Source organism: Bariatricus sp. TF06-38A (genome assembly GCF_027690675.1).
GTDB classification, from domain to species: Bacteria; Bacillota; Clostridia; order Lachnospirales; family Lachnospiraceae; genus Allocoprococcus; species Allocoprococcus comes.
Genome location: NZ_JAQFCE010000032.1, coordinates 1 through 14,205, shown reverse-complemented (window position 1 = coordinate 14,205; position 14,205 = coordinate 1). Strand labels below are relative to the sequence as shown.

General features: G+C 40.8%; 13 protein-coding genes and 2 pseudogenes. 13 read left to right on the top strand and 2 right to left on the bottom strand.

What is annotated here, in order from left to right; translation table 11 throughout:
* The first annotated feature begins 54 nt into the window (after positions 1–54).
* From PG418_RS17070 to PG418_RS17050, 5 genes are all read left to right on the top strand, one after another.
* Positions 55–1,005, top strand: a complete 951-nt coding sequence (locus PG418_RS17070) for an ABC transporter permease (protein WP_022220034.1) — start codon at positions 55–57, stop codon at positions 1,003–1,005.
* Positions 1,006–1,024: 19 nt separating this feature from the next.
* Positions 1,025–2,524: a sugar ABC transporter ATP-binding protein gene (locus PG418_RS17065; protein WP_498837767.1), complete on the top strand. Its 1,500-nt coding sequence runs from the start codon at positions 1,025–1,027 to the stop codon at positions 2,522–2,524.
* Positions 2,525–2,534: 10 nt separating this feature from the next.
* Positions 2,535–3,506, top strand: coding sequence for an ABC transporter permease (locus PG418_RS17060; RefSeq protein ID WP_008373378.1), 972 nt, complete (start codon positions 2,535–2,537; stop codon positions 3,504–3,506).
* A gap of 140 nt (positions 3,507–3,646) precedes the next feature.
* Entirely contained in the window at positions 3,647–4,750 is a 1,104-nt protein-coding gene (locus tag PG418_RS17055) for a GntR family transcriptional regulator (protein ID WP_498837766.1), read from the top strand.
* A 140-nt stretch (positions 4,751–4,890) separates the two neighbouring features.
* The gene (locus PG418_RS17050; RefSeq protein WP_498837765.1) at positions 4,891–5,472 is read left to right on the top strand and encodes a cation:dicarboxylate symporter family transporter; all 582 of its coding nucleotides are present in this window, start codon (positions 4,891–4,893) and stop codon (positions 5,470–5,472) included.
* A 64-nt stretch (positions 5,473–5,536) separates the two neighbouring features.
* On the opposite strand, the gene PG418_RS17045 is transcribed toward PG418_RS17050, so the two are convergent.
* Complete coding sequence (locus PG418_RS17045; RefSeq protein WP_368276206.1) at positions 5,537–6,637, bottom strand: endonuclease/exonuclease/phosphatase family protein; 1,101 nt, start codon at positions 6,635–6,637, stop codon at positions 5,537–5,539.
* Positions 6,638–6,895: 258 nt separating this feature from the next.
* On the opposite strand from PG418_RS17045, the gene PG418_RS17040 reads away from it, so the two are divergent.
* The 7 genes and pseudogenes from PG418_RS17040 (at position 6,896) to PG418_RS17010 (ending at position 12,782) form a co-directional block, all read left to right on the top strand.
* Complete coding sequence (locus PG418_RS17040; RefSeq protein WP_215686208.1) at positions 6,896–9,019, top strand: CocE/NonD family hydrolase; 2,124 nt, start codon at positions 6,896–6,898, stop codon at positions 9,017–9,019.
* Positions 9,020–9,242: 223 nt separating this feature from the next.
* Complete coding sequence (locus tag PG418_RS17035) at positions 9,243–9,404, top strand: hypothetical protein (RefSeq protein WP_156333039.1); 162 nt, start codon at positions 9,243–9,245, stop codon at positions 9,402–9,404.
* 33 nt (positions 9,405–9,437) lie between these two features.
* Positions 9,438–9,578, top strand: a complete 141-nt coding sequence (locus PG418_RS17030; protein ID WP_156339386.1) for a hypothetical protein — start codon at positions 9,438–9,440, stop codon at positions 9,576–9,578.
* Positions 9,571–9,951 (top strand): annotated as a pseudogene (locus PG418_RS17025) (HD-GYP domain-containing protein); the annotation flags it as partial. The gene PG418_RS17030 and the pseudogene PG418_RS17025, both read left to right, overlap by 8 nt.
* 144 nt (positions 9,952–10,095) lie before the next feature.
* The gene (locus PG418_RS17020) at positions 10,096–11,493 is read left to right on the top strand and encodes an alanine/glycine:cation symporter family protein (protein ID WP_175305748.1); all 1,398 of its coding nucleotides are present in this window, start codon (positions 10,096–10,098) and stop codon (positions 11,491–11,493) included.
* Positions 11,494–11,762: 269 nt separating this feature from the next.
* Positions 11,763–11,834, top strand: a pseudogene (locus tag PG418_RS17015) (hypothetical protein); the annotation flags it as partial.
* Positions 11,835–11,849: 15 nt separating this feature from the next.
* Positions 11,850–12,782, top strand: a complete 933-nt coding sequence (locus PG418_RS17010) for a dihydrodipicolinate synthase family protein (protein ID WP_498837764.1) — start codon at positions 11,850–11,852, stop codon at positions 12,780–12,782.
* Positions 12,783–12,880: 98 nt separating this feature from the next.
* On the opposite strand, the gene PG418_RS17005 is transcribed toward PG418_RS17010, so the two are convergent.
* Entirely contained in the window at positions 12,881–13,441 is a 561-nt protein-coding gene (locus PG418_RS17005) for a DUF1653 domain-containing protein (protein ID WP_195601977.1), read from the bottom strand.
* A gap of 164 nt (positions 13,442–13,605) precedes the next feature.
* Here PG418_RS17005 and PG418_RS17000 point away from each other — a divergent pair, with 164 nt between their 5' ends.
* On the top strand, positions 13,606–14,016 hold the full coding sequence (locus PG418_RS17000; RefSeq protein WP_008373413.1) for a peptide deformylase: 411 nt from the start codon (positions 13,606–13,608) through the stop codon (positions 14,014–14,016).
* Positions 14,017–14,205 lie beyond the last annotated feature (189 nt).

The window sequence follows — 14,205 nt, the reverse complement described above, 5'->3', positions numbered from 1 at the left end:
AGGCGATGCCACCTTTTCTAAATCAGAAATGACAATTATGAAGAGGTAGATAATATGGGCACTAGTAAAAAACTTTCAGGGAAAGTGATGGGATATCTGATCTTAATCGGTCTGGTCGTACTTTCCTGGCTGATCTTTAAAATCTTGACACCACATAACTTCGGTTCCTTTTCCAATATGCTCAATTACTTTCAGGCGAGCCTGATTGCTACCGTAGGTGCAGTTGGTTTTTATTTTGTAATGGTAATGGGAATGTTCGATTTCTCAATTGGTGCAAACATCATGCTTTCCGCAATCGTTGGATGTGTATTTGCAACCAGATTCAACATGGGCTATTTGGGACTTATTATTGGATGCGTTCTTACAGGCGCAATCGTTGGAATACTGAACGGTATCTTCTATGTAAAGCTTCGTATTCCATCAATGATCGTAACAACCGGTCTGGCTCTTATTTATGAGTCAATCGCAAACTATATTGCAGGCGGTGTTGAGCAGACGCTTCCGGCAAATATTCGTGCATTTGGTCAGATGCCATGGGATATTATTCTTGCATTAGTGGCTTGTGTAGTAGCTTACATATTCTTAAACTATACTAAAATCGGAACTTATACCTATGCAATCGGAAGTGATGAATTCGTTGCAAAGAATATGGGTATTAACGTAAATAAATATAAAGTACTTGCATTTATCTTAAGTGGTGCGTTCCTTGGGGTTATGGCAATCCTGACAATCAGCTATGGTTCATCTATGGTAGCTGTTACCGGAATGGCATCTATGAGCCGAAACTTCGTTCCGACCATGGGATGTTTCTTCGGCCTTGCATTTAAGAAATACGGAATGCCGCTTCCGGCAATCATCATCGGTGAGTTCGTAATCAACATCATTTTCTTCGGTTTCATTGCTCTCGGAGCACCGACTGCAATTCAGGATGTTATCACAGGACTTGCACTGCTTATTATCATTACTGTGACAACAAAGGCTACTAAGGGCGAAATCGTCAAGTAATGAAGGGAGGAAGACAGCAATGAGTGAAGTAAGATTACAGGTAAAAAATCTTTGTAAAAACTTCGGTATTACAAAAGCAGTTCAGAATGTATCCTTCAATGTAAATAAAGGAGAGGTTCATGCACTGATCGGAGAAAATGGTTCTGGTAAATCAACTCTGACCAACATGCTGACCGGTATCTACAGCATTGGAAGCGGACAGTTCATTCTGGACGGAAAAGAAATCCATCCGAAGAATCAGGTAGAAGCAAATAATGAAGGTGTATCTATCATCGTACAGGAACTTGGAACTCTGTCAGGGCTTACAGTTGCAGAGAATATTTTCCTTGGACATGAGGATCAGTTCGTACATTTTGGAATTAAAAATACAAATGCTATGAACAGGAAAGCAACAGAGCTTTTAAAGAAATATGGTTTTGACAGAATCAAAGCAGCTGATATGATCGATCATTACAATTTTGAAGACCGTAAGCTGGTTGAGATTGTAAAGGCTACATACTTTGATCCGAAGATTGTTGTTATTGATGAGACAACAACTGCTCTTTCACAGGAAGGACGTGAAGAGCTTTACAAACATATGGAAAGAATCAAAAAGAGTGGAAATACAGTTATTTTCATTTCTCATGACCTTCCGGAAATTCTTGACAAGTCTGATACAATTACAATTCTTCGAGATGGTGTTTACATCGATACCGTTAAGAGTAAAGATGTAACAGAAGATGATCTGAAGAAGCTGATGGTAGGACGTGAAGTAACAGGTGATTATTATCGTGCAGATTATGGCGAAAAAGTATCTGACGAAGTTGTATTATCAGTAAAGAATGTTACTGTTCCTGGATTGATCGAAGATGTAACATTTGATCTTCATAAAGGTGAAATCCTTGGATTCGGTGGACTTTCAGAATCTGGTATGCATGAAATCGGAAAAGCTATTTTCGGTGCATCTTATGACCGTACAGGTAGCGTAACACTGGCAGATGGAACACAGATTAATGATATTCCGACTGCGATCAAACACAGCATTGCGTACACATCAAAAGACCGTGATAATGAATCTGTTGTTCTGAATCAGAGTATCGGAGACAATATCTGCCTCCCATCACTGGATGAACTGGCAGGAAAGTCACATCTTTTAAGTGATAAGAAGCGTAAAGAATTTGCAGACAAATATGCAAAACAGATGTCTGTAAAGATGGTAGATGTAAACCAGTTTGTATCAAATCTTTCAGGTGGTAACAAACAGAAAGTCGTTCTTGCAAGATGGATCGGAAAAGATTCTGACATTGTTGTACTGGACAGCCCGACACGTGGTATTGATATCAAAGTTAAACAGGATATTTACCAGTTAATGAATCAGATGAGAAAGAATGGAAAATCCATTATCATGATTTCGGAAGAGCTGATGGAGCTGATCGGTATGTGCGACCGTATCGTAATTATGAAAGATGGAAAAATCAGTGGTCAGCTGGATAGAGATAAGAACCTTGATGAAAACGGTCTTATTTCTATGATGGTATAAGGAGGCAGCTATGGGAAGTCAAGTAAGTGCAAAAACAAATGATAAAGAGCAGCAGCTGAAAAAGGCATCTAAAATGGCCTTAATTCGTTCGCTCCTGCCAATCGTAGGATTGGTTGTTATTTTCCTGTTATTCAATGTCCTGACAGATTTCCGTATGATGGGAAATATGTCACTGGTACTTTCACAGGTATATGTAACTATGATTGCAGCTATGGGTGTTTTCTTCATTATGACAATGGGAGGTCTGGATTTCTCTCAGGGATCTATCCTCGGTATTTCATCCATCGTTGTATGTATTCTTTCACAGAAAAGCATTCCACTCGCAATTATCGGTGGCATTGCATCTGGTGCGGCAATTGGAGCTCTGAATGGTTACTTCTATGTATTCCGTAAGATTAAATCCTTCATTGTTACAATTTGTACCATGTTCTTATTCCGTGGATTTATCAAATACTTTACAACAAATGCACCTGTTGCGGGTTCTGCAAAACTGATCAACTATGACAGTACAGGACTTAAGATTGCATGTACGGTAGTTATTTTGATTATTGGATTCATTGCATTCCGTTATACAAAGTTCGGAACTTATCTGAAAGCAATCGGAGCCGGTGAAAAAGCAGCAATGTTCTCTGGTATCCGTACAGATAAGATGAAATTCCTCATCTATGTACTTGCAGGTGCAATTACAGGATTTGCGGCATTTATCAATGTAATCAAAGTCGGATCGGTTACATCTTCAGGTGGTAACCAGCTGGAAACACAGATTCTGATCGCGCTGGTATTAGGTGGTATGCCGATTTCCGGTGGCGCAAAGGTTCGTTTTGAAAATATTGTTGTTGGATCTTTACTGTACATCGTACTGAACAGTGGACTGACAATGATGGGATTCACAACACAGATGATGCAGCTCATTCAGGGTGTTGTATTCCTGATCTTCGTGGCAGTATTCGCAGACAGAGAATCTATCCAGGTAATCAAATAATAATTTACATAGTGGGGAACTGACAGTTCTCGTTTACGAGAAGAATTTTCCGGATGTATACAGATCGAAAGTCAGGATTTGCAGTCCAAATAAGATTGCGGATCCTGATTTTTGGTCTATGTGGCAGAAATGGAGAGTTTATGCATAAGACAGAACAGGAAGGACTTAAATACCAAAAATTATATAATTGGGCACACACACTGATCACCAGTGGTGTGATTAAAAATATGGATAAATTTCCGTCAGAGGCAAGCCTTCAGAAGAAGTTTGGATATTCCAGGCAGACGGTAAGGACTGCATTGCGGCAACTGGAGGAAGAAGGTCTGATTACCCGTGTGAGGGGAAGCGGAACCTATGTTTCTTATGACAGCAGTGGAGTAAATGGAGAAAGACCACAAATAGGTCTTCTTTTGAGCTATTATTCTGATTATCTGTTTCCGCGGGTATACGACGGGATTGAAGCTTCACTGACAGAAAAAGGATATGGAATTGAGGTTGCGGTAACGAAGAACCGCCTGAATGATGAGGCGATTTATCTGGAAGGTCTGCTCAAAGGAAATGTCAGTGGTCTGATCATTGAAGGATCGAGATCGGCATTTCCAAATCCAAACATTCGTCTTTATAAAGAAATCAAAAGAAGAAATATTCCGACACTGTTTATCCACAATCATTATGAAAATATGCCATTTGACAGTGTAGAAATGTCGGATTCCAGATCAGCTTACGAGTTGACCAAGATTCTGATTGAGAACGGGCACCGAAGGATTGGCGGAATCTTCAAGTATGATGACAGGCAGGGGATTGAGCGGTACAAAGGATTTGTTCAGTGCCTGTCAGATTACGGCGTGAAATTTGATGATGACTGTATTCGTTGGTATTCGACGAAGGATATGGAGGAGAAACTGAGCAAAAAGGGACTGCTTAGGATGTACAGACGGATGAAGGATTGTACGGCGATGATGGTCTACAATGATGAGGTGGCGGATTATTACATGGAGTTCCTGGAAGAGAGAGGGCTGCATGTGCCGGAGGACATTTCGCTGGTATCTTTTGATGATGCAGAGCTTCAGGATTCGAGTACCAGTATCCAGCTGGTGACAGCGGTGCATCCAAAGTATCAGCTCGGACGTATCACAGCAAAACATCTTCTGCGGATGATGGAGGATCCGGAATGGCAGCAGAAAAATTATTCGTACCGGTTTCCTGTAAAGATTAGAGATGGAAATTCAGTGCGGAAAATATAGAAAGAGTGAAAAGCAGGTGACGAAATCCGGAAGGACTGTCATCTGCATTTTCAATATAAAATTTTATCCCATAATCGTGAAAAAAGTAAAAATTATTTCAGACAGTACTTGAGATTTGTCAAAAGAAAGGAAGAGAGATCATGATCTATGAACAGATCATTCGGATTGCGATCGGAGAAAAGGGAGAGCCATTATTAAAGGTGATTGATTCCTGTAACGAGGTGTGTCTGAAGGTAATCAGTACTGTTATGTATTTTACACCGATCGGTGTATTTTGTACCATTGTTCCGGTTGTAGAAGCAAATGGAACGAGTACGATCGTATCACTGGCAACACAGCTGATCATTCTGTATGTTGCATTTTATGGATTTGCATTTATTGTGTACGGCGGTGCAGTAAAATTTCTTGGAAAGACAAGTCCGTTCAAGTTTTTCCGTGCGATCATGCCGGCAGCACTGAATGCATTCGGAACCTGTTCAAGCTCGGCAACCATTCCGATCAGTAAGAGTTGTGTGGAGAATGAACTTGGTGTTTCCAACCAGATTTCCAGTATTGCAATCGCATCCTTTGCGGCACTTGCTACGATGGCAGGACTTCCGGCAGGTGTTATGGGCGTTTATATCAGTATCAATACGCTTTGCGATATGGGAGCAACCTGTGTAAATGTTATTGGTGATATGGCAGGCTGTGTGGTATTGCAGGAGAAGATTGATCTAAAGTAGGACGAAAGAAAATAGACGAAAACATAGGCAGCTGGTCTGAAAAGATCAGCTGCCTTTTTACATATTATTCATCTAATAATTTGAATTTCATATACACCGGATCATGATCCGAGTAGCTATATCCGGTATTTACATTTTCATATTCTGTGTATTCAATATTATCGGAAGTAATAAATCCGTCCAGCGTCACCGTGTAGGTCACACCAGGTACATATTCCATATCTGCATTCCGTGCACTGTCCCAGAGAGCATCCTTTTCACTGTCAGAAAGATTGTCCAGGCAGAATGAAAAGTGTTCCGGAAGCTCTTCGCGTGGGAATGGATAAGCCCAGGACTCACAATTTTCTGCATCTTTTTCGGATGCTTTAAGGTCATGGTTGAAATCACCACCGCAAAGTACATAATTACCGGCTTCGTATTCCTTTTCCATATCTGCACTCAGCATACGGATCTGTGCTTCGCGAATCGCATCACTGTTGCCGTAAGCAGACATGTGCAGCAGGAAGATAACCAGTTCCTTCCCGTTATCTACAGGGACTCTGGAAATGCTGTAACAGCGGTCAAGGTCAAAGAACTTGCTGAAGCTTGTCGAGATCGGAAAGCTTCTTCTCAGAGAATCCGTAACCGGATATTTGGAGAAAAGAGCAAGTCCAGAACGGCTGCGACCATGCGGCTGTGTGAATGGATAAAAAAGGAATGCAGAATCGTAATTCTGTGCAAATACCGTATTGTAACTTGGAATCGTATCCTTTAAAATTGAATATTCATCTACATGGTAGCTTCGTGTAGAGTTCAGATCAACTTCCTGGATCAGTGCGAAATCCGGATCTTTGGAAGCAACCAGTTCTCCGGCACCCTGAATATCAGATTCGACACTCTCCTTACTTTTTGCCCAGGAAGATTTTCCGCCGTCCATAAAGAAGCTGAAGTCCGGCGTGTAGGCTCCGAAACCAACATTGTAGGTCAGAGCGGAATATTCTTTCTCGGTTGTCAGTGTGTCAGCTGCGGCTGTTCCATCGGAAGTTTTCTCGATCTTCAAAGCCTGATTATCCGGAATGCGGTGATAGCTTGCAAAGAGATAGATCAGATATGCAATCAGAGCAACCAGAATGATAAGCAGGAAGATTCCGAGAACTTTTAATATCTTTTTTATGTTCTTTTTCATAATATCCCCTTTTTGTTTGTTAAATTTCAGATAAATCTATGTAAAATATAAGTTTACTATAGCATGTTTAAAAGATTATTTCTATAGAATTGAGAAAAGAAAACAGGTATAGTAAACTATAAAATAAAGCGAAAAATCTCATTGAAGTTCTTATTGCATCTCGTTATAATAGGAAATGGAGAAATGAAATCACAATAATATTGGGGAAATAATATGTGATTAGATCCGAGTATTTATTTAATGTTTGGGAGGTTTACCATGAACGAAAAGAATTACAGCAAAGTACCAGTATTTGAGAACGGACTTGCACAGCCGGTATTTCCACTTACAGATGGAAAGACAGGAGAAAAGTATGATCCGGCAACATCCAGTATCGTAAGATATTGTGTTTATGTGGAAACGGATTACGATGTGGACGGAGATGGAAAAAGAGATCTTGTGAAAGCTGTTGTCCAGGTACCAAGAAGTGCAGTAGAGGGGAATTATAAGGCTGCAACTTTATATGAGGCACGTCCATATGCGGCGGGAGTCCAGGAAGATGGATATCCGCATATGAAAGAAGTGGCAGAAAAAGAATATCATCCGGTTAATTTTGCAGATCTTGACAAAAAAGTGGATGCGCATGTTCCGCAGGGATGTATCAGTGCAATGGATCTTTCTTTAAAAGCAGATCCGGCAGACTGGTATTATCCGGATAAAGGAAATAATAACATTATGGTTTTTGAAAATATCGACACCTTTGATTATTATCTTGTACGTGGATTTGCAGTTGTTTTAAGTGCGGGATTTGGTTCAAAAGGATCTGACGGATTCAATTATGTTGGTTCAGACTATGAAAGAGACGCTTTCAAAGCAATTGTAGAATGGCTGCATGGAGACCGTATCGGATATGCAGACCGCGAAGGAACGGTTGAGACAAAGGCAGACTGGTCCAATGGAAAGGTTGCCATGACAGGAAGATCTTACGCCGGAACCATGCCGTTTGCAGTGGCAACAACAGGAGTAGAAGGACTGGAGACAATCGTACCGATCGCAGGAATCGCGGACTGGTACAGCCAGCAGAACATGCAGGGCGCACAGCGGTACTGGCCGAAAGAAATGCTGAACAGCTTCCTTGCCTATTTTTGTTCCAGCCGTTACAATGATGAGACATTAACCGAGAAGCAGCGGGATGATATGGGAGCATTCCATCATGAGATGAGTCTTCAGCAGATCAAGGGTGGATTTGACTATAATCCGGAATTCTGGGGTATGGGAAATTATCGTCTTCATGCAGACCGGATCAAATGCAGTGCACTCATTGTACAGGGACTGAATGACGAGAACGTGTCTACCAAGCAGTATGAGATGATGTACAAATCTTTCCAGAAGGCAGGAAAGAATGTAAAAGCAATCCTTCATCAGGGTGCACATATCACACCAACGATGCCGAAACGATATGGAATCCTTGTGGATGGTAAATTCTATGATGATATTATCAATGAATGGATTTCTCATTATTTATACGGAGTTGAAAATGGTGCAGAGAACAGACCGGCAATCCTGGTGCAGATGAACTATGACCAGAGAAAATGGGAGACAGCAGATTCCTGGGAGACAGCATATAAGATGAATCTTACGTGCGAAGAACAGGGAACAACTGTAATCGATACAGACTGGGAAGCAGCGGGTGTCAGTGCAGAGAACTTCGATGATGTGATGGGTGTGAGATCAAGCAATATGGCACAGCGTTATGTGACGGATCCATTTAAAGAGGCAGTGACATTACAGGGAACAACCTGCGTAAGATTAAGAGCAGCGTTAAAAGATGGAGATGCAGAAGCAGATTTCAATCCGGTAAACAGTAATGATGCAGATACTCTGACGATGAAGCTTGGAATGCATGAAATGTCAGGACGTATGGATGATGTGAAGCTTACTCTTCTTCTTTGTGACGTGTGCGATGAAGAATTTGACAGCATTCAGTCTGTAGATCCGCAGAGAAATACAATTCCGGTCAATGTGGTAAAAGAAGGCGGAATTATCAGCGGAGGAGAGGTTCCGGCATGGAATGAAGCGGAGTTTGCTACTGTACATAAGAAATACCGTGTGATCACACGGGCATTTGCAGATCTGTGCAATCCGGAAGCAGGATATGAACCGGAGACAGCACAGAACAGTATCGAACTGAAAAAGGGTGAATACCATGATTACCATATTTATCTGAATGCGACAAGATATACGGTAGAGCCTGGACATAGCCTGGCACTGGTCATCACGACAGAAGATCCGATCAACTGTCTGATCCACAAGACCTATTCTGTGGAAATCGAGAATGCATCAGTGACAGCGGAAGTTCCGATGACTGAAGCGGTAGAAAATCGCGTGATGACGAGAAAATAAATTACATAAAAGGATAGTTATATAAGTATTTCATGAAGGATCACCAATTCCCGAAAACAGGTTTTGGTGGTCCTTTTTTCACAGTAATGCAGATGTAGCCTATGCTTCACAAAAATTTTTTCACATATATCGGGATAATTCTTTTTATTTTTTGTAAATATTGTAAAATAATTAGAAATGAAAATAACAGGAAACTGCGTAGTAGAAGTCTGGAGGACAAGACATGAATGCGGAAGAACGAATGACAAAAGGACAATTAGAAGAAGAAATCCAATATTTTCGGAAGATCTTTCAGGAGATCCGTCTTTTCCCAATTGGAAATATATCAGATATTGATGAAGAATGGAGAAAAATCAACGAGGGGCAGAACTGCTATCATTATTGAAAACGGGAAACACCCTGTGATAACTGTGTAGCGATGCGTGCAGCGACCACGAAAGAAGAAAAAGGAAAGCTGGAGATTGTAAATGGCAGGATTTATCAAGTGATCGCACGTTATATAGAAGTGGATGAGAAGCCATATGTGCTCGAGCTGATCCGTTGCCTGGATGGTGTCTAAAGAAGAATTTGAGACTATGAAAGAGCATACGCTGATTGATGCTTCTATGCTGGATAAGCTGGAGCATTATAAGGATGAGAAGATGATCAAGATCGCGTATTAGATCTGCAGATGGCATCATGAACGTTATGATGGTAAAGGGTATCCGGATGGTCTGATTGGAGAACAGATTCCAATTGCGGTACAGGTTGTATCTGTGGCAGATGTTTATGATGCACTGGTGAGTAAGCGTGTATATAAAGATGCGTATTCACATGAGCAGGCAATGAAGATGATCCTGAACGGAGAGTGCGGAGCGTTCAATCCGCTTTTAATGGAAGTTCTTGTGGAAATCCAGGATAAAATAAAAGAAGAAATACGTTACGAGGCATAAAAAAGAAGAAACGTCCGCCATGAAAAAGCAGTTGTATTTCCCTGACGAATTGTGTATAATAAATAAAATATTCATTTTATATACCAAAAATAAGAAAATGAAAGATGAAGAGGAAAATCTTTCAATCCTGGAGGGGAATAAGGGATGTTATCTACGATTGAGTCGGTCAATAATGTAGTCAATAATTTTATCTGGGGTGTGCCGGCAATGATCTGTATCATCGGAGTAGGACTTCTGCTCAGTGTCAGAACCGGATTTATCCAGATCAGAAAATTTCCATACGCTATGAAGGTGACGATTGGGCGCATGCTTCGGAAAAAAGATGCCACAGATGGTGCAATGACACCATTTCAGGCGGTCTGTACCGCGCTTGCGGCGACGGTTGGAACCGGGAATATTGCAGGAGTTGCAGGAGCGATCGCAATCGGCGGACCGGGAGCAGTCTTCTGGATGTGGATCTCCGCACTTCTTGGAATGTGTACTAAATTTTCAGAAGTAACACTTGCCGTACATTTCCGTGAAAAGAATGCAGAAGGGGATCTGGTCGGTGGGCCAATGTATTATATTAAGAATGGTCTGAATAAAAACTGGCACTGGCTTGCATATTTGTTTGCTGCATTCGGTGTGCTGACAGTATTTGGAACTGGAAATGCGACACAGGTCAATACGATTACGACAGCAATTGATTCCGCATTATTCAATTACGGGGTGATTGGAGTGGATGCAGCAAAGACGGTCAATCTTGTGATCGGAATTGTGCTTGCGGTGTTGATTGCACTGATCCTTCTCGGTGGAATCAAGAGAATCGGACAGGTAACGGAAAAGCTTGTACCGTTCATGGCGGTTATCTATGTTCTGTTAGCTGCCGGAGTGGTTCTGTTGAATTTAAAAAATATACCACATGTATTTGTTTCAATTTTTGAAGGTGCATTTACACCGACATCTGTTACCGGAGGGGCAGTCGGAAGCTTCTTTATCAGTATGAAAAAAGGTGTGTCCAGAGGAATTTTCTCTAATGAGGCAGGTCTTGGTACCGGATCGATTGCACATGCATGTGCAGATACAAAAAAACCGGTGAAACAGGGATTCTTCGGAATCTTTGAGGTATTTATAGATACGATCGTAATCTGTACACTGACCGCACTGGTAATCCTGTGCAGCGGAGTTCCGATTGGTTACGGGGAGGCAGCAGGTGCGGAGCTTACGATTCTTGGATTTACTTCTACATATGGGAGCTGGGTATCGATCTTTACCGCGGTTGCAATGTGCTGCTTTGCATTTTCAACGATTATCGGATGGGGACTTTATGGAACCAGATGTATTGAATTTTTATTTGGAACGAAGATCAACAAACCGTTTATGGTGCTGTATTCACTGGTTGCGATCGTCGGAGCAACGATGGATCTTGGACTGATGTGGAATATTGCAGAGACATTTAACGGACTGATGGCAATCCCGAACTTAATTGCAGTATTCCTGTTATCAGGAGTTGTGGTAAAACTTGTAAAAGAATATTTTGCAGGGGAAGGGAAAGGCGTATAGAAAAATGAAAAACCTGGCAGAAAGTGAATTTTGCTTTCTGCCAGGTTTTTTTAATTTCCAAAATTAACACCATACACTTGAAAGTGGGCTTCAATTCGGTGTTTGGCTTCCCATAAAATCTGAACAACTTCTTTTTCTTTTTCCCCAGAAATACGGAAAGTTGGCATGGATACACTTAAAGCTGCGATTGGCGTATTATTGTAATCCAGTGGTAAATGGTGATCCGCAAAAAGCAGCACAGATGGATCGGTACATAGAATGGAAGAGCAGAAGAATATGTATTTGGATATTCCGTATTTAATGATCTTTCTTCAAGAGATCTGCAGACCAGACATGGATAGTGGCTGATTGCAGAATTGTCCAAAGGAATTACTCTGGAGGCTGGTGACATTATTGCAACCGGTACACCAGTTGTTACAGTTTTTGATGAAAAAGAAAAACCGGATTATGAAGGGAATAAAAAGGTAATTGATTTCCTGATTGAAGGAGGCGTTAATGGAATTCTTGTGTTGGGATCGTCCGGTGAATTTACAGGACTTACGAAACAGGAGAAACATGATTTCTTCAAATTCTATACAGGTTATACTGCAGGGCGCACAAAGCTTTATGCTGGCACCGGAAGCCTTAATTTTGAAGATACTGTGGCGTTGTTAAATGAAGTGAATGAAATGGGCTATGAAGGAGCAATGGTTATCGGACCATGTTATTATGCACTGGATCAGGAAAAGATTTTTGTATATTATGATACGCTTGCAAAGTCAATAAAAGGAAATCTTTATATCTATAATTTCCCGGCAAGAAGTGGACATTCCATCGCTCCGGAAACCTTGAAAAAGCTGGTGGAAAATAATGCTAATATTAAAGGTTTAAAGGACTCCGTGTCAGAACCAAATCATACAAATGAACTGATGTTGGCTGTAGAAGGACATGAGTTTGAGATGTTCTCAGGATTTGACGATCAGTTCCTTTATAATCTTACATCCGGAGGAGTAGGATGCATAGGAGCGCTTTCTAATATTGTGCCTGAAATCTGGAGTGATCTTGTAAAATCAACAAAGGAAAAAGATTTTGACAGAGTTATGAAGTTATCAGCACTGACACATGAACTGATGCCACTCTATGACATGGATTCAAATTTCTCGCTCTTGTTCAAAAAACTAATGCAACATAGAGGAGTAGAAATTTCGGATCGCGCAATTTTCCCATACAATCAGATGGATGAAGAAGTGTATAAAAAAGCAGAAAGCTTGATGGATAAGGTGATTGAGGAGTATCAGAACCTGAAATAAGAAGAAACAAACAAAGCAGACATTCTGAAATGGAGAATCATCCGTTCCGGTATCAGCCGGGGACTGGGAGAGATTCTCCATTTTTATTTAATCATGATTTATTCATTTACTTCAAAACGCCAGTGCTGTCTGACACCTGGATATTTCTGGTGATCGACTTCGCTCATAAACATATCATATGGTCTTGCACAGATTTTGAATGGTGCATACATGGCCTGGTATACAACCAGCTTTTCGCCTGTTTCGGTATGTTCAGCAAAAGCCAGTACCTTGTAGAGGTATTTGGTGCTCTCTTCTGATACCCATTCTCTTTTGAAATGGCGCACAATATCTCCGACATGGATTTCACGGAGAGGTTCTGTGTCATTTTTTCTGGTGTCGGCAGAAAGCGTAAGAGCAGACTGTGCTTCTGGGATAACCGTACTGGTTTGTGTTGAGGCAGACGATTCCGGGTGGGAAATTACAGACGAAGAATCTATTTTATTTTCCGGATCTGCATCCAGATAAATATACTCATCTTTATCAAGAGAAACCGGTGCGCCGGTCTTGCCGATGATATGAACACCACCATACCAGGTGCCCTCGATTTTAAAAGTATCTCCGATCTGATATTCGGAAGAATATTCATCGTTCTTTTTTATGATTTTGATTTTATTCATAGATAATACACTCCTGTTTGTATTTGAAAACTAATCTAATTATATGTGTATTTTCCAATTTTTCCAACCTAAAAATGGGAAAAATCGTGTATACTGGAAAGTACTAGTTGCTGGTCACAGATACTGTGAACAGTAACTAGTACTACGGAAAGGGGAAAGATAAAATGGTAAAACCAATTATGAGAGATCTCTTTTTTCTGCGCCAGAAGGCAGAGAAAGCAACGAAAGGAGATTTTCCAGTTGCAATTGATTTACTGGATACATTAAAAGCGCACGAAGATGGCTGTGTGGGAATGGCAGCAAATATGATCGGGGTAAATAAAGCGATCATTGCAGTCAATATGGGATTTATGAATGTTGCGATGTTCAATCCGAAGATTGTAAAGAGAAACGGAAAGTATGAGACAGAAGAAGGATGCCTGTCTCTGGATGGTGTAAGAAAATGTGTGCGCTATCAGGAAATCAAAGTAGAATATGAAGATATCAATTTTAAACGGCAGAGACAGAAATACAGCGGATGGACGGCGCAGATTATTCAGCATGAGTGCGATCATCTGAATGGGATTATTATTTGATGGTATCCCAAATAAAAGGTCCGGCATTATGGTTTCACGTTTTGTGGAAAGAAAGTCCTGATTGGAACAGATAAATCGGAATAATGTTGTTATTACAACAGAAATGAAAATCCAGAAACCGTATACTTATCCATACAAAAAAAGAAGGTCATTAACAGTTAAAGATAAATTATAAAATCATATAAGTAG

What these genes read in the sequence shown, in the direction of transcription:
- PG418_RS17070 (WP_022220034.1), top strand. Translation starts at nt 55, where the DNA reads ATGGGCACTAGTAAAAAACTTTCAGGGAAAGTGATGGGATATCTGATC.
- PG418_RS17065 (WP_498837767.1), top strand. Translation starts at nt 1,025, where the DNA reads ATGAGTGAAGTAAGATTACAGGTAAAAAATCTTTGTAAAAACTTCGGT.
- PG418_RS17060 (WP_008373378.1), top strand. Translation starts at nt 2,535, where the DNA reads ATGGGAAGTCAAGTAAGTGCAAAAACAAATGATAAAGAGCAGCAGCTG.
- PG418_RS17055 (WP_498837766.1), top strand. Translation starts at nt 3,647, where the DNA reads ATGCATAAGACAGAACAGGAAGGACTTAAATACCAAAAATTATATAAT.
- PG418_RS17050 (WP_498837765.1), top strand. Translation starts at nt 4,891, where the DNA reads ATGATCTATGAACAGATCATTCGGATTGCGATCGGAGAAAAGGGAGAG.
- PG418_RS17045 (WP_368276206.1), bottom strand. Translation starts at nt 6,637, where the DNA reads ATGAAAAAGAACATAAAAAAGATATTAAAAGTTCTCGGAATCTTCCTG.
- PG418_RS17040 (WP_215686208.1), top strand. Translation starts at nt 6,896, where the DNA reads ATGAACGAAAAGAATTACAGCAAAGTACCAGTATTTGAGAACGGACTT.
- PG418_RS17035 (WP_156333039.1), top strand. Translation starts at nt 9,243, where the DNA reads ATGAATGCGGAAGAACGAATGACAAAAGGACAATTAGAAGAAGAAATC.
- PG418_RS17030 (WP_156339386.1), top strand. Translation starts at nt 9,438, where the DNA reads ATGCGTGCAGCGACCACGAAAGAAGAAAAAGGAAAGCTGGAGATTGTA.
- PG418_RS17020 (WP_175305748.1), top strand. Translation starts at nt 10,096, where the DNA reads ATGTTATCTACGATTGAGTCGGTCAATAATGTAGTCAATAATTTTATC.
- PG418_RS17005 (WP_195601977.1), bottom strand. Translation starts at nt 13,441, where the DNA reads ATGAATAAAATCAAAATCATAAAAAAGAACGATGAATATTCTTCCGAA.
- PG418_RS17000 (WP_008373413.1), top strand. Translation starts at nt 13,606, where the DNA reads ATGGTAAAACCAATTATGAGAGATCTCTTTTTTCTGCGCCAGAAGGCA.